Genomic DNA, 19473 nt, shown 5'->3' with positions numbered 1-19473 from the left:
CCCGCCAGGAGAACGCCGATGAGTCCTGAGCCCAACCGGTACCTCGGCAAGTTCCGGGGCACGGTGGTGGTCAACGTGGATCCGCTGCGCCAGGGCCGGATCCAGGTCCAGGTGCCGGACGTGCTTGGCAGCGTGCCCTCCTCCTGGGCGATGCCCTGCCTGCCGGTGGCCGGACCGCAGATGGGGCAGTACGTGGTGCCACCGGTCGGCGCTGGCGTGTGGGTGGAGTTCGAGCAGGGCGATCCGAGCTTCCCGATCTGGACCGGCTGCTGGTACGGCTCCCAGGCCGAGGTGCCCGCGGTGGCGCTGCTGGGGCCGCCGATCACACCCAACATGGTGCTGCAGACCGTTGCCGGGCACCACATCCTGCTCTCCGACCAGCCCGGCAACGCCGGCATCACTTTGCGCACCAGCACCGGAGCCAGCCTGTCCGTCACCGACCGGGGAATCGTGCTCGACAACGGGCAGGGCGCGGTGATCACGATGGTCGGCGCGACCGTCACGGTCAACCGGGGAGCGCTCACCGTCAGCACCTGAATGGGGGTCAAGGCATGTCGATGAACCTGTTGCACGTCAACGCGACCGTCACCTGTCCGCACGGCGGCCAGGCCACCGTGACGCCCGGCCAGCACCGGGTGGCGGTGAGCAGTCAGCTGGTCGCGGTCCAGTCCGACAGCTACACGATCAGCGGCTGCCCGTTCACCGTCGGCCAGAAACCCCAGCCCTGCTTGACGATCCGCTGGGTCCGGCCGTCGGTCTCGATCAAGGTCAACGGGGTGCCCGCGCTGCTGGAGGACTCGGTCGGGCTGTGCCTGAGCGCCGAGCAGATCCCGCAGGGGCCACCGCGGATCGTCACCGTGCAACGCCGGGCGGGGGGACGCTGAGATGGGCGCCAGAGCAGACAAGCGGATCGTGGAGTTGCCGGCCGCGCGGACTCGGGTGGGCCGACTGGATTGGGCGTTCCCGTTCCGGATCGACAGCAGGGGCCGCACCGCCGATCGCGGTTACGACGAGCACGTGCGGGACATGATCGAGGAGCTGCTGTTCACCAGCCCCGGCGAACGCGTGATGCGACCGGACTTCGGCTGCGGGCTGCTGGACCTGGTGTTCGCGCCGAACAGCCCCGAATTCGCCTCCGCGCTCCAGCTCTCCGTGCAGGCCGGGTTGCAGCGCTGGCTCGGCGACGTGATCGACATCTACTCGCTGGAGGTGCTCAGCGAGGAGAACGTGTTGCGCGTGCACCTGGTTTACCTGGTCCGGCCCACCGGCACCCAGCGCACCGACGTGTTCGAGCGGAGGGGGACCCAGTGACGGCCGAACAACAGTGCCGGGTCGACGGGCGGCGGCGCCGGATCAGGGCCGAGCGGTGGAACGGGATCGACGGGGTGGAGGTCGCCGACGACGGCCGCACGCTCACCGTCACCTTCCTCGGCAAGGCGCCCAAAGACCTGGCCCGGAACAACTTCCGCATCGACGGCGGGCGGCGGATCACCGGGTTGCGGGTGGTCGAGGTCCGCCTGGAAAGCCAGCCGGACCCGGAGCTGGACGACCGGGTGCACCTGAGCCTGGACCGGCCGGGCGACGCCTCCACCTACACGCTGCACCTGGTGCGCCCCAACGCCTACGGTCGCCCTGGGGTGGAGCCCTACCCCGGCTTCGACCCACGCTACGCCAACGCCGCCTTCGACTTCCGGCGCACCTGTCCGTCCGATGTGGACTGTCGCCCGCAACCCTGTCTGCCCGCGGCGGGCGCCCCGGCACCGGAGATCAACTATCTGGCCCGGGACTACGACACGCTGCGCCGCCTGCTGCTGGACCGGATGACGCTGACCGTGCCGACCTGGCTGGAACGGCACCTGCCCGACCTCGGCGTCACCCTGGTCGAACTGCTCGCCTACGCCGGTGACCAGCTCGGCTACCGCCAGGACGCGGTCGCCACTGAGGCCTACCTGGACACCGCCCGCCGTCGCACCTCGGTCCGCCGCCACGCCCGGCTGGTCGACTACGCCATGCACGACGGCTGCAACGCGCGCGCCTGGGTGGCCCTGGACACCGCGCACACGCACACCCTGGAGGCCGGGGACTACCGGTTCGTCAGCATCGACCTCAGCCACCTGCCGCCCGGCGAACGTCCCGAGATCAACACGGTGCTCTCCGACGAAGAACTGGAAACCCTGCCGCCCGGCGCGGTGGTCGAGGTCTTCGAGCCGGTCCGGCCCTGCCCGCTCACCGTCCGCCCCGAGCACAACCTGATCCGCTTCTGGACCTGGGGCGACCAGGAATGCTGCCTGCCCGCAGGCGCCACCGCGGCCACCCTGCGCGATGCCTGGCAGGGCGGGGAGACCGCGCGCACCCGGCAGCGCGCCCTGCACCTCAAACCCGGTGACGTGATCATCATCGAGGAGGTCCGCGGCCCGGTCACCGGCGCGGCGGCCGACGCCGATCCCACTCACCGCCAGGCCGTCCGGCTCACCTCGGTGAGCCCCGGCTGCGACGACCTCTACGACCAGCCGGTCCTCGAAATCACCTGGTCCACCGAGGACGCGCTCACCTTCAGCGTCTGCCTGTCCGCGGTCGGCGGCCCGGACTGCTGCCTGCTCACCGACCTGAGTGTGGTGCGCGGCAACGTGGTGCTGGTCGACCACGGCCGCTCGCTCACCTTCTGCGGCGCCGGCCCCGAGGAGGTCCTGGTGCCACCGGGACCGGTCGATCCGCCGAGCTGCGCGCCACCGGAGTCCGGCTGTCCGGACCGCGCCGCCGCCGACCCCTCGGTCGGCCACCTCCAGTCCCTGATCAGCCAGACCGCCGAGCACGAACCCCTGGACCCCGACGACGTCCGCGGCCTCAACACGGTCTTCGGCGCGGCCGCGGTGGCCAGGGCGGGGCTCGGCATCACCCTGTCCCGCGGCAGCACCGAGCACGAGGTGGTGCGGCCGGAGGTCATCGCCGACCAGCACACCGCGCTGCGCACCCTGCTCGCCCAGGTCACCTACCCGCCGCTGCCACGCCCGTTCCGGCCGATCCTGCGCAACACGCCGGTCACCCAGCGAGTGGTGTTCCCGTTGCCGCGCATAGTGGCCGCGGCCCAGGCCGAACGGCTGCGCGAGATCCCCGGCCGGGTGCATGACTGGCTCACCGGACTCTGGCGGGACGCCCGGGACGGCACCCCGCCGGATCGCCGCGCACTCGCCGCGCTGGCCGTGCTGTTCACCGAGAAACTCCTGGCCCGGCTCAACATCGGCGAACGCCCCGAACCCGCGCTGCGCGAACTCCTGGCCCGCCAGGAAGAACTGCTCAAGCCCAAACTCGACCGGCTGCGCGTGCTGGCCGGCCGGGCCGCCGCCGGAGTGGTCCTGGACAACGGGATCGCCTGGGAGATCAGGCAGAGCTGGGGCCGCGAGCACGCCGAGGGCCTGCATCCCGGGTCGCAGGCACTGGCCGGATCCGCCCGCTCCGCACTGCGCACCGACCCCCGCGCCGCGCTGCCCGCGGTGCTGGTCACCGAAGCGGCCGAGGACGAGGGCGATCCGCCCGGTCCACAGTGGACACCCCGGCGCGAGCTGCTGGCCAGCGGGCCGCGGGACCGGCACTTCGTCGGCGAGCTGACCGAGGACAACCCGGCCCGGCTGCAACTCCGCTTCGGCGACGGCAAACGCGGCCTGGCGCCCCGGCCGGGCAGCACCGTGGAGATCGCCTACCGGGTCGGCACCGGGGTCGCGGGCAACGTCGGCGCGGAGGCCATCACCCACCTCGCACTCTGTTGTGGGGCCATGACCGACGGCGTGACGAGAGTCCGCAACCCGTTGGCCGCGGTCGGCGGTGTGGAGCCCGAGCCCATTGACGAAGTCCGGCAACTGGCCCCGCTGGCACCCCGGCGCAGCCTGGTCCGCGCGGTCACCGCCGCCGACTACGCCCGCCTGGCCGGTGAAGTCCCTGGGGTGCAACGGGCCGCGGCCCAACTCCGCTGGAACGGCAGCGGCAAGGAGGCGCACGTGGCCGTCGACCCGCTCGGCGCCGGCGTGCCCAGCCCGGCGCTGCTCGCCGCGGTCGCCGCCGCCCTGGAACCCGCCCGCCGTATCGGCCACCGCCTTTTTGTCACCCCGGCGGCGCTGGTGCCACTGGACATCGAGCTGTTCGTCTGCGTCGACCATGGCTACCAGCGCGGGCACCTGCTCGCCGCCCTGCGCACGGTCTTCGGCACCCGCCGACTGCCCGACGGCGCACTCGGCTTCTTCCACCCCGACGCGCTCAGCTTCGGCGAACCCATCCGGGTCTCCCGCCTGGTCGCCCGCGCCGCCGCGCTGCCCGGTGTGGTCACCGCCCAGGTCCGCCGGCTGCGCCGCCGTTTCGGCCAGGACAACGGCGAACTCGCCGCCGGGCTGCTGCCACTGGGGCCCTTGGAGATCGGCCAGCTCGACAACGACCCCGACCGGCCGGAGAACGGCCGCCTGACCTTCGTGCTCGGAGGTGCCCGGTGACCAACGACTGCTGTTCCGACTGCTGCGCCGGGACCGCGGTGCAGACCCCCGTCGAGGTGGTCAACCCGCCGTCCCGCAACGAGATCACCCACCGGGTCGGCACGCACGCGGAGTTCCTGGCCAGCATGCGGGCCCGGCTGTCCAGCCCCGCCTACCCGGCGCTGGCCTCGCTCACCGTGCGCGGCACCGAGGATCCGGCGATCGGCCTGCTGGACGCGGGCGCGGTGCTCGGCGACCTGCTCACCTTCTACACCGAGCGGATCGCCAACGAGGGCTACCTGCGCACCGCGACCGAGGAGCGCTCACTCACCCTGCTCGGCCGCCTCGTCGGCCACACCCCGCGACCCGGCGTGGCCGCGGGCGCGTTCCTGGCCTACACCCTGGACGCCGATCCACGGCAGGGCCGGGACTTCCAGGTCCGCATCCCGCGCGGCGCGCGCACCCAGAGCGTGCCGGGACCGGGGGAGGAACCGCAGTCCTTCGAGACCATCGAGGACCTGCTCGCCCGCTGGTCCTGGAACGACCTGCGGGTCCGGCAGACCCGGCCCTACCAGTTCACCATGGACGATCTGGGCAAGCGCACGGCCGTGCACGTCGCCGGGGTCTCCGCCAACCTCAAACCCGGCGACCAGTTGCTGTTCGTCTTCGGCGCCGAACCCGGCCGCCAGCAACACACCGTGGTGCCAGGGGTCACCCTGGACCGGGACCGCGATGTCACCACCATCGGCCTGCCCCAGCCCGCGCTGCCCACCCTGGCCGAGCTGAACAAGGACCTCCTCGCCGAGCTGAAGAAGCTCGTCGACCCGGACCCGGCCGACCCGGAACAGCCGCCGGAAGTGGTGCGGCGCAGCGCGATCCTGCGCCGCCTGGTCGAAGGCCCGGTGACCGAGCTGTGGCGGATCAGGCATACCCTCACCACCCCGACCCGCTTCGCCAAGGAAGTCGCCGCACTGCGCGAACGCGTGGCCGAGACCACCGCCCTCGCCGAGCACTACGTGCACATCGCCACCTGGCTGAAATCCTTCGACCAGACCCTGGGCGCCCTGGAGACGACCGCCCGCAAGCTGGAACCCAAGCAGGACTGGGAACCCGAGCCCGAACGGCTCTACCACGCCCTTGCCCTGGACGCCGAGGTCCCCGGCCGCAGCGAGGCCGTGCTGGGCCTGGGCGCCCTGCTCGGCGCACTGCGCACCAGCACCAGCCGCCCACCCGCCGGATCCCGCTACCTGGCAAGGGAACTGGCCCGGATCTACGCGCCAGGCTCGGACCTCGGCGCCCAGCTCCTGTCCGCTTTGGACGATCGACTCCGGGACAGCCTCTACCCGGCCTGGCGGCAGACCGACCTCAGCACACCCCTCGCCCTGCAGGAACTGCACGCCATGCGAGTGGTCGCCACCCCCTTCGGCGCCACCGCCCCGCCCGAACTCCGGGTCTCCGGCGGCGTGGCCACCCCACAGGAATGGTCGCTGCGCTCCCTGCAAACCCTGCGGCTGCGGGTGGACTACGACGCCGAGGTGCACACCACCAGGGTGGTGCTGCACTTCATCGCGGGCAACGGGGCCTGGGAACACATCCTCACCGACCTCACCGAGGAGGTCACCGTCGACCTCGGCCCCGGCCAGTTCACCTTCACCCCGGCCACCGGCAAAATCACCTTCGCCTTCACCAGAGAACTGCCCGAACGCAAGGTCGAGGTGTTCGAGCAGAACACGGAGAAGAAGATCAAGGTCCGGCTCACCGGCGAGGCGCTGCCGGTACTGGAACACACCCTGGCCGTCGGCGACGAACCCTGGTGGCAGGAACACGGCGAGGGTTTCCTGGCCCGGTTCCAGCGGATCGCGGCCACCGCCGGACCACCGAAAACCGTGGAGCACGTGGACTTCACCATCCAGACCTACGCGCTCACCCCGAGCCGGATCCTGGCCCTGGACGGCGTGTACGAGGGCATCGGGCCAGGCAGCTGGGTGGTGATCACCAGACCGCGCAAGGGCCGCGAGATCGGCGGCGACGAGAAACTGTCCACGGTCACCGCCAGGGTCACCAACGCCCGCACCATCGCCAAGCAGGCATTCGGGATCAGCGCCAAGGTCACCGAACTCACCCTGGACCGGCCCTGGCTGGACAAGCAGGACACCCTGCTCTCACACCTGCGCGACGCTACCGTCTACGCCCGCGGCGACCGGCTGGAACTGGCCGAGGAGCCGGTGCCGGAACCGGTGGCGGGCAACGTGATCGAGCTGGCCGAGCTGTACGACGGCCTCACCCCGGGCCGCTGGGTGATCGTCACCGGCGAACGCGCCGACCTGCCCGGCGGCACCACCGGCGTGCGCGGCACCGAACTCGCCATGATCGCCGGGGTGACCCAGAAGGTCGATCCCCAGCGGCCGGGTGAGAAGGTGCACACCGAGATCACCCTGGCCGCCGCGCTCGCCCACCGCTACCTGCGCACCAGCGTGCGGGTGCACGGCAACGTGGTGCGCGCCACCCACGGTGCCACCCGCGACGAGCCGATCGGCAGCGGCGACGCGAGCAAACCCGGCCAGTCCTTCCTGCTCCGCCAGGGCCCGCTCACCTGGCTGGCCGCGGACAATCCCGTTGGCGCGCACAGCACCCTGGAGATCCGGGTGGACGGGGTGCGCTGGCAGGAGGTGGACAGCCTGGCCGGCCGCGGCCCCACCGAACGCGTGTACGTGACCGCGCTGACCGACACCGGCGCACTCCGGATCACCTTCGGCGACGGCAGGCACGGCGCCCGGCTGCCCACCGGCGTGGAGAACGTACGCGCCAGTTACCGGGTCGGCCTCGGCAAATCCGGCAATGTGACCGCGGGCCAGCTCACCCAGCTCACCACCCGCCCGCTCGGCGTCTCCGCGGTCACCAACCCACTGCCTGCCGACGGCGGCGCCAACCGCGATGACGCAGGCCAGCTCCGCCGCAACATCCCGCTGCGAGTCACCGCCCTGGACCGGCTGGTCTCGGTGCCCGACTACGCCGACTTCGCCCGCGCCCGCGCCGGAATCGGCCGCGCGGAGGCCCGGCAGCTCTACAACGGCTCCCGCCAGGTCGTGCACGTCACCGTGGCCGGCACCGACGACATCCCATTGCACCCCGACTCCGACCTCGTCACCACCCTGCGCGCCGCCTTCACCGCACACGGCGACGCCGGACTGCCCGCCGAGGTCGCGGTGCGGGAACCGGTGCTGCTGGTCATCGCGGCCAACATCCGGGTGCACCCCGACCACTCCTGGGACCTGGTGGAACCGGCGGTGCGGGCCGCGCTGCTGCGCCGGCTGGGCTTCGCCGGGCGGGAACTCGGCCAGCCCGCCTACCTGTCCGAGGTGCTGGCCACCGCACAGGCCGTGCCCGGCGTGGACCACGTGGACGTGGACTCCTTCGCCGGAGTGCCCGGCAGCATCACACCCCTTGGCCTGCAACAGCTCGCCACCGACCTGGCCAGGCCCAACCCGGTCGTGCCCGCCCGGCTCGCCCAGTACACAGTGGACAGATACACCGTCGCCCCGGCGAGCGGCCCGACCGAAACCCTCACCGCCGTCGCGGCCAAACACGGCATCAGCGTCGCCGAACTGGTGCGGCTCAACCCCGACATCACTGACGCCCAGCCGCTGGCGCGGGGCCGGGTGGTCGTGGTCTTCCGCGGGGTGCGGCCCGCCCAGTTCGTGCTGCTGTCACCGACCCTGCCGGACACGTTGATCCTGAAGGAGGTGCGGTGATGCCCGCACCCGATCCCGACCGCCTCTACGACCTGCTGCCGCAGTTCCACCGGTTGCGCGACGCCGAGACCGGCGGCCCGCTGCGCGCGCTGCTGGCGGTGCTCGCCGAACAGGTCGAACTGGTCGACGCCGACGTCCAGGCCCTCTACGAGGACTGGTTCATCGAAACCGCCGCCGACTGGGCCGTGCCCTACCTCGGCGATCTCGTCGGCTACAAGATGCTCCGCGGCTACGAAGAGGCCGTGAGCCGCGGAGACCAAGCCGCCCAACGATTAGCCGCCCGCCTCGCCCCCCGCGCCGACGTCGCGGACACCGTCGCCAACCGCCGCCGCAAAGGCACCTTGCCGCTACTGGAGGAACTCGCCCGCACCGTCGCCGACTGGCCCGCCCGCGCGGTCGAGATCCTGCCGCTGCTCGCCGCACACCAGCCGATCCGCCTCTACCCCAACCGCCCGGCCGCGGCCAGCGCGCGCACCGCGTATGGCGGCGGCTACGTCGACCTGCGCCGCGGCGCCGACCTCGACCTGCTCGGCTCGCCCTTCGACACCACCGCCCGCGGCTCCTCGGGTGCACACGGACCGCCCGCGGTCGGCGTGTTCCTCTGGCGGCTCAAGCCCTACTCGATCACCCGCGCCCCGGCCTACTGCATCGACCGCGCGCGCAACCTGTTCACCTTCTCCATCCTCGGCAACAACCAGCCCCTGGTCGCCAACCCCGAACCCGAACCAGGACCCGCGCACCTGGCCGGAGCGGCCAACGTGCCAGCCTTCATCCGCCGCCGCGCCCTCGCCGACGCCCTGCCCGACTACTACGGACCGGGCAAGAGCCTCCAGATCTGGCGGGACGGCGAGGAGGAACCGGTGCCACTGGCCGATCTGGTGGTGGCCGACCTGACCCGGTGGGCCTACCGCCCGCGCGGCAGGCAGGTCGCGGTGGACCCGGTGCTCGGCCGGATCGCGTTCAGCCCGCGCACCGCACCACGCAACGGCGTCTGGGTCAGCTACCACCACGCCTTCAGCGACGACACCGGCGGCGGCGAGTACCCGCGCCCGCATCAGTCCACAGTGGACAAATACCTGGTCGGCCCCGGCGAGCACGGCGGGATCATGGCCGCCTTCCGGCACTGGCGGGCCGACCAGCAGCAGGGCCAGGCCGGGCCAGAGGCGATCATCGAGATCACCGACAGCGGCGCCTACCAGGAACAGATCGAACTCGCCCTGGAACCCGGCGAACGCCTCGAAGTCCGCGCCGCCGAAGGCACCCGGCCGGTGATCCGGCTGCTCGACTGGTACAGCAACCGCCCGGACGCACTGCTCGTCCGCGGCCCCGCCGCCGACCGCGAACCCGAAGACGGCTGCTGCCCGCCACCGGCCAGGCTGGTGCTCGACGGCCTGCTCATCGCCGGGCGCGGCGTGCACGTCACCGGCCCGCTCGGCGCGGTGGTGCTGCGGCACTGCACGCTCGTGCCCGGCTGGTCCCTGGAACCGCACTGCGAACCCTCGCACCCCGAGGAACCCAGCCTGGTGCTGGAGGACACCACCGCCTGCGTGCAGATCGAACGCAGCATCCTGGGCACCATCCTGGTCATCGCCAACGAGGTCGACACCGACCCGCTGCCCATCCACATCACCGACAGCATCCTGGACGCCACCGCCACCGACCGCGAGGCCCTGTCCGCGCCGGAATGCAGGCACGCGCACGCGATCCTGTCCGTGCGGCGCAGCACGATCATCGGCGAGGTGCACACACACGCCATCCGGCTCGGTGAGAACTCGATCTTCCACGGCCGGGTGCAGGTGGCCCGGCGCGGCCTCGGCTGTCTCCGGTTCTGTTACAGCACACCGGGTTCACGCACCCCGCGGCGATACCGCTGCCAGCCCGACGGCGTGCGCGGCGAGGTCGAGCAGCTGCGCGTGCGGCCCCGGTTCACCAGCACCCGGTACGGCACCCCTGGCTACGCCCAGCTCGCCGCCGACTGCGCCGTGGAGATCAGCCGCGGCGCCGAGGACGGCAGTGAAATGGGCGCCTTCCACGACCTGTTCCAGCCGCAGCGCCTGGACAACCTGCGCGCCCGGCTCACCGAGTTCCTGCCGGCAGGCATGACCGCCGCGACCATCTTCGTCTCGTAGAGGGGGACCAGAACATGCACGGCGACTTCTCCCGGCTGACCTTCCGGCCGGACAAGCGGTTCTCCGCGGTGCTCGCCCAGCAGGGCCGGGTGCAGCTGGACGCCGAGGCCAACGAACAGGTGCTGATCAACCAGCACCGGCAGCGCACCGCGATCGGCGACCTCATCGGCCGCTTCGGCGGTCCGCGCGGCGCCAACGGCTTCAAGCTCACCTATCTGCCCAAGGACAAGGCCCCGGCCAGCCTGGTCATCGGCGGCGGCCGGTACTACGTGGACGGCATCCTGGTCGAGGCCACCCGCCCACCGCGCGGCGTCCCGGTCCTCGACGACCCGGAAACCGACCCCACTCCCGCGCCGCCCGCGGAGTGGACCTACTGGGACCAGCCCGACGCCCACCGCGACCAGGAACGCCTCGACGAGGCCCACCACCTGCCAGCCGAATTCCCCTTCCTGGCCTACCTTTTGGTGACCGAGCACCTGGTCACCGCCATCCAGGACCCGGAGATCCGGGAGACCGCGCTCGGCCCGGCCCTGCCGGACACCACCGCGCGCACCAAGGTCAGTTGGCAGGTGCTGCCGCTGACCGCCAAGGACGGCCTACAGATCCCGGACCGCCCCACCCCGGAGAACCTGATGGCCGCCTTCGACGGCTGGGTCGAGCGCGGCCGCGCCACCGGCAGGCTGGCCGCCCGCGCCGAACGCCCGGCCCGCACCGAGGACGACCCTTGCCTGTCCGCCCCCGACGCCCGGTTCCGTGGTCTGGAGAACCAGCTCTACCGGGTGGAGATCCACGCGGGCGGCAAGGCGCCCACCTTCAAGTGGTCCCGGGAGAACGGTTCGGTCGCCCTTCCAGTGTCCACAGTGGACAAAACCTGGGTGACCCTGGCCGAGGGTGCAAGGGACCTCAAACTCGGCCTGTCCATCGGCGACTGGGTGGAGCTGGCCGACGACGCCTCGGTGGCCCGCGGCGAGATCGGCCCGCTGGCCCAGATCCGCGACCTCGACACCGAGGCCCTGCGGATCGAACTGTCCGCCGAGTCCGCCACCGGGGTCGGCCGCCCAGGACGGCACGCGTTCCTGCGTCGCTGGGACCAGCGTGGTGACGCCCGGCCGGTGGAGGAGGGCAAGTGGCTGGACCTGGAGGACGGCGTGCAGGTGTGGTTCGCCGCCGGCGGGAAGTACCGCGGCGGCGACTACTGGCTGATCCCGGCCCGCACGCTCAGCGGCGAGGTGGAGTGGCCGCGCAACGAGCGCGGTGAACCGCTGCTGCGCCCGCAGCTCGGCATCCTCCGGCACTACGCCCCACTGGCCTGGATCCCGGCCGCCGGCCAGCTCACCGACCTGCGCCTGACCTTCGGCCCGATCGCCCAGCACGTGGTCAGCGAGCTGTAGGAACTAGTGTCGGCCGCATGACCGCCGACCTCACGGTGCCCGCCACGGTCGCGCTGCTCCGGCAGCTCGGCCACACCGACGACTACGCCATCTGGTCGGAGACGCACGGTCTGCCACTGCGGCAGCTCGACACCGGCTGGCAGGTCACCGAGACCGGCTCGGGGTGGCTGCTCTACCGCTCCGAACGCGGCGAGCGGGTCACCCCGTACCGGTGCTTCAACCTGGAGTCGCAGCTGTGCGCCGAGCTGCTGGCCGGCGTGCTCGGCCGCACCACCGCACCGCCGCGGCCCGCCACCGAGGCCGCCTTCGACACCCTGCTGGCCCGCTGGCGGCACGCTCCGTGGCGGCTGCGCCCGGCCACCCGCGGCCAGCTCGCTGAGGCCCTGGCCCAGCTCGGCGTGCCCGCGAGCGCGTACTCGTTGTACGGCGGCGCGTTCGAGGGCCGCCTGTGCCTGGAACAGCGCCTGGAGGGCTGGCGGGTCCACCGGGTCCGCTCCGGCCGCACCGAACCGATCACCGGCTGGACCACCGAACCCACCGCCTGCGCCGAGTTCTGGCGCCGCCTGGTCGACGAGGACCTGCCCACCCTGCTCGGCGCCGACCCGCTGCCACTCCCGGCCGCCGCCGAACCCGAGTCACCCCCGGACGACCTGAGCCTGCCCGAAGCCCTGGCCATCGAAGCCCGCAACGGCTGGACCAAGCCCATCGGCATCGAGTCCCCGACCCACGGCGTGCACCGTCCAGGCCCCGGCTTCGACGACGTGGCCCACCTGCACGAACTACCCAAGGGCCACTGGGAACTCCGCTACACCGAACGCGGCCAGACCAGCGTCCAGGCCAGTTACCAGCGCGAAGGCGACGCCGCCGCCGACCTGATCGCCCCGTACCTCTCGACCCCCGGCATCGCCTCCCCCGACCGCCACGCCTCCCGCTTCGCCCCCACCCGCTACGAACAACTCCTGCACCACTGGCGCCAACTCCCCTGGCACACCAACCCGACCACACCCCAGGACCTGGCGATCGCGTTGCGGGACCACGGTTTCCCGTACGACAGCTACACGCTGGGCGGCGGCCGGGGCTCGGATACGTTGCGGATCGCGGAGCGGCTGGATTCGTGGCGGGTGTACCAGGTGCGGGCAGGGCGGGTGCGCGGCGAGACCCGGCATGCGACTTCGGCGGAGGCGCACGCGGAGTTCTGGCGGCGCGCGGTGGACCGGCTGCTCCCGGAGCTAATCGCCCGATAGTGCGGGCCGCGGCGGTGGTGTGCCACGCAGGCAAACATTACGAATAGAGCTATGCGCCAAGCAGAGCAGATCCCGCTGTCCGAGTTGGTCCAACACACCGCCAGCGTGCTGGAGCGGGTCGAACACGGCGAAACGGTGGAGATCACCAACCAGGACAAGCCCATCGCCCGGATCGTGCCGATCGAGGACTCGTGGTTCGACCGGATGGTGGCCGAAGGAAAAGCCATTCTGCCAACCCAGCCGGGACCGTTCCCGATGCCCACCATTCCGGTCGAGGGCCGTTCGGCATCCGAGGTATTGATCGCCATGCGCGACGAGGAGCGCTGGTGATCCTCGCGGTCCGCGGGTTGTGGCCCGCGCCGGGCGTAGACCTCGGCTGACCCCGGCTCACGACCGCTTGACCAGCTCCGCCCGCACACAATCCGGGATCCGCCCCGTGTGATCGATCGGCGTCCACCCCTCCGACCGGATCCACTGCGACCCGCACCCCCGGCAGGCCAGCACCGGCAACCCGTCGATCTCCGCCCGCGTCTCCTGCCACGCGCACAGCGACCGGCACGGGTGGATGGCGAGCTTGCTCACCCGCCGGTGGGTGGCCGGGAGCCGCTGGTGGTGGTCGCGGTGGTGCTCGGCACCGTCGACTGGCTGGTGGTGGTGGTTGTCGTCGTGGTCGTGGTGGTGGTCGTCGTGGGGTGCGGCGGCGGCTCGCCATTGCTCGTCGGCGGCTGACCGGGGTCGGAGCTGCCGGGCGTGGTCGACTTGCCGGTGCCCGAGGTGCTGGTGCTGGTCTTCGAGGTGCTACTGCTGCTGGAGGACGGGGTGGTCGACACCGTCTCGGTGACCGTGACGGTGGTCCCGTTGGAGACCGTCGTGCGCAGCACCACGTTGTCCAGCCGCGCGTTGTTCGGCGTCAGCGGGCCCGGTTTGGTGGTGGCGCTCAGGGCCGCGATACCGGCGAAAGCGGTGGCGGTGGCCAGGGCGACGGCGGCCAGGGCCGCGCCGCGGGGCACGTCGGAGCGGCGGTGACCCGGCTCCGGCGGTGGGGTGGACATGATCATCTGCCGAACACCTGCACCCAGTGCGGGCCCCTGGTCTCATGACCGACGCCGATTGCGACGAACGAACAGTTCAGGATGTTCGCCCGGTGACCTGCTGAACCCATCCACGACTCCATGACCTTCTCGGCAGAACGTTGCCCCTTGGCGATGTTCTCACCGCCTGGCGCTGGGTAACCAGCCGATCGCGCTCTGTCAACGAAGGACGTGCCCTCTGGTGCGGTGTGCGAGAAGTAGCCGCGGCTGGCCATATCGCTCGCGTGCCGCTGGGCCGCCGTAACCAACCGCTCGTCCACTCGGAGGCTACGGCAGCCCGCCCTGGTCCGCTCCTGGTTCACCAGCTGCACCACCCGCATCGCGGGCGAGGCTGCCGGGTTCTCCGCGGGCGGCGGGGTGGTGGTCGTGGGCGGCGGCTTGGCCACCGTCTGGCTGGTGGGCGGCGGCGCGCCGGTGGTGCTCGACGGCGGGGGCTGCTCGCTCGAACTCGGCGGCGCCTCACCACTGCTGCTCGGGGCCTGGCTGCTGGAGGTGGCCGTGCTGGTGGCACTGCTCGGGTTCAGCGCGCTGGTCGGGGCGGCCAGGATGCCGTCGCCGTTCCACTGCGGGAGCGCGCCGTCCCTGTTCTGCTGGCCGGTCACCTCATCCCGCGCCGCCTCGGCGCTGGCGATGAGGTCCATCCCGGTCAGCGCCTGGAAGGCCGTGGGCGCAATCAAGGTCAGGCCGCAGGCGCCGGCGGCGCCCACCATCATCGCGACGAGACCGAGCACACCAGGGTTGCGTTCCTTGCGCCGGGTGGTCACGGCGAGGAAACGTACCACCATCGAGTTAACCCGGTTGGTCCTGCATGGCCGATTTCTGTTGTCCGGCACGATGAACCCGTGGCGAACACGGCAGAAGTGGTGCGACTCACGGCCTGGGTGCACGGCCGGGTGCAGGGGGTGGGTTTCCGCTGGTCCACCAGGGCAAAGGCATTGCAGCTCGGTCTGGTCGGCTGGGCCCGCAACGCGGCGGACGGCCGGGTCGAGGTGGTGGTGGAAGGAAACCGCCAGCTCTGCGAAGAACTACTGACCTTCCTCCACTCGGGCGATACCCCTGGTCAGGTGACCACCGTGGTGGAGCAATGGGCGGCCGCGAAGGGTGGTCTGTCCGGGTTCCGCGAGCGTTGAGCCAACGCCTGACACACGAAAGATCAAGTAAGGTCAAGCCATGGCGGGTAGGCCCAGTTTCACCGGTGTGGTCGGTTCGGTAGCGCGTGCACTCGACGAACTCGGCGACCTCCGCGTTCTGCTCATCCTCGAACAACTCTTCGCCGGCACCAGCGAGCCGGTCGAGCTACGCCGCGGCCTGGGCATGAAGGCAGAGGACTTCGATCCGCTGCTGGCCTACACCGTTGAACACGGCTTCGTCCGCCGCCGCCCGCGCCCCGAGGCCGGCGCCATCGTCTGGGAGTACGTGGCCACCGAGAAGGCCGAACCCCTGCGCGAGGTGCTCTCCGCGCTGGACCGCTGCGGCCTGGCCTGGCCCGCTTTGGGTGACATCCGGCTGCCCCGGAACTCCCGCCGCGGCGGCTCCCGGGCCAAGCCGGACGGCCCGGAAGACGAGGTCAGCCGGGTTGTCCCGTTCCCAAGGCCGAAGCGGTAGGCCCCGGCACACCCGGCCCGGCTCCGACGCCCGAACGGTGGACGTGGGTACCCTCTCCCGGATACCCCGACCGGTGAGCGCGGGAAGGAGCGGGCGCACGTGCACCTCAAGAGCCTGACGCTGAAGGGCTTCAAGTCCTTCGCCTCGGCCACCACGCTGCGCTTCGAGCCGGGCATCACCTGCGTTGTCGGCCCGAACGGCTCCGGCAAGTCCAACGTGCTGGACGCGCTGGCCTGGGTGATGGGGGAGCAGGGGGCGAAAGCCCTGCGTGGCGGCAAGATGGAGGACGTCATCTTCGCCGGCACCTCCGGGCGGCCGCCGCTGGGCCGGGCCGAGGTGACCCTGACCATCGACAACTCCGACGGCGCGCTGCCGATCGAGTACACCGAGGTCAGCATCACCCGCCGGATGTTCCGCGAGGGCTCCAGCGAGTACGAAATCAACGGCAGCCAGTGCCGCCTGCTCGACATCCAGGAACTGCTGTCGGACTCCGGCATCGGCCGGGAGATGCACGTCATCGTCGGGCAGGGCATGCTCGGCCAGATCCTGCAGTCCCGCCCCGAGGAGCGCCGCGCGTTCATCGAGGAAGCGGCCGGGGTGCTCAAGCACCGCAAGCGCAAAGAGAAGGCCATTCGCAAGCTCGACGCGATGCAGGCCAACCTCACCCGGCTCACCGACCTCACCGCCGAACTGCGCCGCCAGCTCAAACCGCTGGGCAAACAGGCCGAGATCGCGCGCAAGGCGCAGACCGTGCAGGCCGACCTGCGCGATGCCCGGCTACGGCTCTACGCCGACGAACTCGTCACCCAACGCACCGACCTGGCCAGGGAAGAGGCCGACGAGGCCACCGCGCGCAGGCGGCGGGCCGAGGTCGAGCAGATGCTCCAGGTCGCCCAGGCCGAACAGGGTGAACTGGAGGAGCGCCTGGCGATCGAGGCGCCGATGCTGGCCAACGCCCAGGAGACCTGGTACCGGCTGTCCGCGCTGGAGGAACGGCTGCGCGGCACGGTCCGGCTGGCCGCCGAACGCGCCCGGCACCTCTCCGCCCCGGTGGAGGCCAACCGCGGTGGCCGCGACCCGGACGACCTGGAACGCGAGGCCGAGGAGGTCGCGCTGCAGGAGGCCGAACTCCAGGAAGCCGCCGAGATGGCCACCGAGGCGCTCACCGTCGCCCAGGCCACCCGCGCCGAGTTCGAGCAGGCGCTGAAGAACGCCGAACGCGCGCACCTGGCCGCGATCCGGGCCATCGCCGACCGCCGCGAGGGCCTGGCCCGGCTGGCCGGTCAGGTCGAGGCGCTGCGCAGCAAGACCGGGGCCACCGCCGAGGAGATCGAACGGCTCTCCGTGGCACTGGCCGAATCCCGCGAACGCGCCGAACTGGCCCAGATCGAGGTCGAGGAGGCCAAGGCCGCCAGCGGGATCGAGGAGGACGACGACACCGGCATCGGCGAACGCCAGCAATCCACCCAGGCCGCGCACAAACAGGCCCGCGCCCGGGTGGACGAACTGGTCGCGGCCGAACGCAAGGCCGAACGCGAGATCGCCTCCTGGAAGGCCCGCGTTGACGCCCTCTCCCTTGGCCTGACCCGCAAGGACGGCGCGGGCGCGCTGCTCGCCGCCGGCTCCCGGCTGCCCGGACTGCTCGGCTCGGTGGCCGCGCTGATGACCGTGGAACCCGGCGCCGAGGTGGCCATGGCCGCCGCGCTCGGACCGGTCGCCGACGCGGTCGCGCTCACCGGCACCAGCGACGCCCTCACCGCACTCGAACTGCTCAAGACCTCCGACTCCGGCCGGGCCGGTCTGCTCGTCGGCGCCAACCAGGTCATGCCGGACCGCGCGGGCTGGCCGCAGCTGCCGCCCGGCGCGCGCTGGGCCGCCGACCTGGTGCACGTGCCGCAACAGCTGCGCCCCGCGCTTTTCCGCGCGCTGGACCGGATGGCCGTGGTCGAGGACCTGGCCGCGGCCGGCGCGCTGGTCGCCGCGCACCCCGAGGTCCGGGTGGCCACCACCGGCGGCGATGTGCTCGGCGCGGACTGGGCCGTCGGCGGCTCCGGCCGCAGCCAGAGCGTGATCGAGGTCCAGGCCGCCGTGGACGAGGCCCGCGACCAGCTCGCCGAGGCCGAACACCGCCTGGAAGCCGCCGGGGCCGCGCTGGAAGGCGCCCGCGCCGAGGAACGCGCCCGCCGGGACGAGGTCGGCCTGGCCCAGGAAGCCGTCAACGACGCCAGAGTCGCCCGCGCCCGCAGCTCCGAACGGCTGGCCCGGCTCGGTCAGGCCGCCCGCTCCGCGCTCGCCGAGGCCGAACGCCTCGAAGGCCAGCGCAGCAAGGTGGAGAACTCCCGCGAGGAGAACCTCACCCGGCTCACCGAGCTGGAAGAACGGCTCCTCGAAGTCGAAGGCGAGCAGGAAACCGACGACGAACCGGACACCAGCGCCCGGGACGACATCGCCGCCAGCCTGGCCAGTGCCCGGCAGGAGGAGATGGAAGCGCGGCTGGTCCAGCGCACCACCGAGGAACGCGCCCGCGCGCTGGTCGGCCGGGCCGACTCGCTGCGTCGCGCCGCCCGCGCCGAACGCGAGGCCAGGGAACGCGCCGAACGCGCCCGCGCCGCCCGCACCCGGGGCGCTACCGTGGCCAACGCGGTCGTCTCCGCGGGCGAGACCGCGCTGACCCGCATCGCGTTGTCGCTGGCCCGCGCCGCCGCCGAACGCGACGCCGCCCAGGTGCGCAAGGCCGAGCACGAGGGCCTGCTCGGCAAGGTGCGCAACCGGGTCCGCGAACTCGGCACCGAACTGGAGAAGCTCACCGACGCGGTGCACCGGGACGAGGTGCTGCGCGCCGAGCAGCGGCTGCGCATCGAACAGCTGGAAACCAAGATCGCCGACGACTTCGGCATCGGCCTGGACGACCTGGTCAGCGAGTACGGCCCGATGGCCTTCATCCCGCCCACCGCGCTGGAGATCAGCGAGTACGAGGCGGCCAAGGAACGCGGCGAGGAGGTCAGCGCGCCGCAGCCGATGCCCTATGACCGGCCCACCCAGGAACGCCGGGCCAAGCGCGCCGAACGCGACCTCGCCCTGCTCGGCAAGGTCAACCCGCTCGCGCTGGAGGAGTTCGCCGCGCTGGAGGAGCGCTACAAGTTCCTCTCCACCCAGCTGGAAGACCTCAAGGCGGCCCGGCGCGACCTGTTCAACACGATCAAGGAAGTCGACGAGCGGATCCTGGCCCTGTTCGCCGACGCCTACGAGGACGTGGCCAGGGAGTTCGTCCAGGTCTTCCAGACGCTCTTCCCCGGCGGCGAGGGCAAACTGCTGCTCACCGACCCGGAGGACCTGCTCACCACCGGCGTCGAGGTCGAGGCCCGCCCGCCCGGCAAGAAGGTCAAGCGACTGTCCCTGCTCTCCGGCGGCGAGAAGTCGCTGACCGCGGTGGCCATGCTGGTGGCGATCTTCCGCGCCCGGCCCTCGCCGTTCTACATCATGGACGAGGTCGAGGCCGCCCTGGACGACACCAACCTGCGTCGGCTGATCACGCTGTTCGCCCAGCTGCGGGAGAAGTCGCAGCTCATCGTGATCACCCACCAGAAGCCGACCATGGAGATCGCGGACGCGCTCTACGGGGTCAGCATGCGCGGCGACGGCATCAGCCAGGTCATCTCGCAGCGGATGCGCGGGGTGGACACCGCCGCGCCCGCGCCCGAGCACCAGCACGTGCCCAAAAACGATCCGGAAAACGCGCCTGAGCCGGAACCGGTTCCGGCCTCCTGACCCTCTAAGGTCACGCGCATCCGGAACCGCACCCAC

At 71.9% G+C, this 19473-nt stretch carries 15 protein-coding genes; 13 read left to right on the top strand and 2 right to left on the bottom strand.

Translation table 11 applies throughout. From position 1 onward, the window contains the following. The first annotated feature begins 18 nt into the window (after nt 1-18). Genes ACTOWY_RS14830 through ACTOWY_RS14790 form a run of 9 tightly spaced genes read left to right on the top strand, consistent with a single transcriptional unit; the run spans nt 19 to nt 13303 of the window. Nucleotides 19-537 (top strand): phage baseplate assembly protein V, encoded by a 519-nt coding sequence (locus tag ACTOWY_RS14830; protein WP_441310210.1) that lies wholly within the window; start codon nt 19-21, stop codon nt 535-537. Between the two features lie 14 nt (nt 538-551). Next, nucleotides 552-884 carry a hypothetical protein gene (locus tag ACTOWY_RS14825; RefSeq protein WP_441310209.1) on the top strand — a complete coding sequence of 111 codons (333 nt, stop codon included), beginning with the start codon at nt 552-554 and terminating at the stop codon, nt 882-884. 1 nt (nt 885) lies between these two features. Next, a complete protein-coding gene (locus tag ACTOWY_RS14820; protein WP_441310208.1) occupies nt 886-1311 on the top strand; it encodes a GPW/gp25 family protein in 426 nt (141 codons plus the stop codon). Beyond that, nucleotides 1308-4478, top strand: coding sequence for a putative baseplate assembly protein (locus ACTOWY_RS14815; RefSeq protein ID WP_441310207.1), 3171 nt, complete (start codon nt 1308-1310; stop codon nt 4476-4478). Before ACTOWY_RS14820 ends, ACTOWY_RS14815 begins: the two co-directional genes overlap by 4 nt. Then, nucleotides 4475-8209, top strand: coding sequence for a putative baseplate assembly protein (locus ACTOWY_RS14810; protein ID WP_441310206.1), 3735 nt, complete (start codon nt 4475-4477; stop codon nt 8207-8209). The genes ACTOWY_RS14815 and ACTOWY_RS14810 overlap by 4 nt, the downstream gene beginning before the upstream one ends. Then, nucleotides 8209-10338, top strand: coding sequence for a hypothetical protein (locus ACTOWY_RS14805; RefSeq protein ID WP_441310205.1), 2130 nt, complete (start codon nt 8209-8211; stop codon nt 10336-10338). The genes ACTOWY_RS14810 and ACTOWY_RS14805 overlap by 1 nt, the downstream gene beginning before the upstream one ends. 14 nt (nt 10339-10352) lie before the next feature. After that, complete coding sequence (locus ACTOWY_RS14800) at nt 10353-11729, top strand: DUF6519 domain-containing protein (protein ID WP_441310204.1); 1377 nt, start codon at nt 10353-10355, stop codon at nt 11727-11729. A 17-nt stretch (nt 11730-11746) separates the two neighbouring features. Beyond that, on the top strand, nt 11747-12973 hold the full coding sequence (locus ACTOWY_RS14795; protein ID WP_441310203.1) for a hypothetical protein: 1227 nt from the start codon (nt 11747-11749) through the stop codon (nt 12971-12973). A 51-nt stretch (nt 12974-13024) separates the two neighbouring features. After that, complete coding sequence (locus ACTOWY_RS14790) at nt 13025-13303, top strand: type II toxin-antitoxin system Phd/YefM family antitoxin (RefSeq protein WP_441310202.1); 279 nt, start codon at nt 13025-13027, stop codon at nt 13301-13303. Nucleotides 13304-13360: 57 nt separating this feature from the next. On the opposite strand, the gene ACTOWY_RS14785 is transcribed toward ACTOWY_RS14790, so the two are convergent. Further along, on the bottom strand, nt 13361-13555 hold the full coding sequence (locus tag ACTOWY_RS14785; RefSeq protein ID WP_441310201.1) for a hypothetical protein: 195 nt from the start codon (nt 13553-13555) through the stop codon (nt 13361-13363). A gap of 168 nt (nt 13556-13723) precedes the next feature. On the opposite strand from ACTOWY_RS14785, the gene ACTOWY_RS14780 reads away from it, so the two are divergent. Beyond that, nucleotides 13724-13999 (top strand): hypothetical protein, encoded by a 276-nt coding sequence (locus ACTOWY_RS14780; RefSeq protein WP_441310200.1) that lies wholly within the window; start codon nt 13724-13726, stop codon nt 13997-13999. 28 nt (nt 14000-14027) lie between these two features. Here ACTOWY_RS14780 and ACTOWY_RS14775 read toward each other — a convergent pair whose 3' ends face one another. Further along, nucleotides 14028-14849 (bottom strand): CAP domain-containing protein, encoded by an 822-nt coding sequence (locus tag ACTOWY_RS14775; protein WP_441310199.1) that lies wholly within the window; start codon nt 14847-14849, stop codon nt 14028-14030. Between the two features lie 57 nt (nt 14850-14906). Here ACTOWY_RS14775 and ACTOWY_RS14770 point away from each other — a divergent pair, with 57 nt between their 5' ends. From ACTOWY_RS14770 to smc, 3 genes are all read left to right on the top strand, one after another. After that, nucleotides 14907-15194, top strand: a complete 288-nt coding sequence (locus ACTOWY_RS14770) for an acylphosphatase (RefSeq protein ID WP_441310198.1) — start codon at nt 14907-14909, stop codon at nt 15192-15194. A 40-nt stretch (nt 15195-15234) separates the two neighbouring features. After that, entirely contained in the window at nt 15235-15669 is a 435-nt protein-coding gene (locus ACTOWY_RS14765) for a winged helix-turn-helix transcriptional regulator (protein WP_441310197.1), read from the top strand. Nucleotides 15670-15768: 99 nt separating this feature from the next. Beyond that, nucleotides 15769-19437 (top strand): chromosome segregation protein SMC, encoded by a 3669-nt coding sequence (smc, locus tag ACTOWY_RS14760; RefSeq protein WP_441310196.1) that lies wholly within the window; start codon nt 15769-15771, stop codon nt 19435-19437. Nucleotides 19438-19473: the final 36 nt, after the last annotated feature.

Origin of the sequence: Crossiella sp. CA198, assembly GCF_052078295.1 — a bacterium.
GTDB lineage: Bacteria > Actinomycetota > Actinomycetes > Mycobacteriales > Pseudonocardiaceae > Crossiella.
The sequence above is the reverse complement of the archived record's forward strand: the minus strand, read 5'-3'. Positions and strand labels throughout refer to the sequence as shown.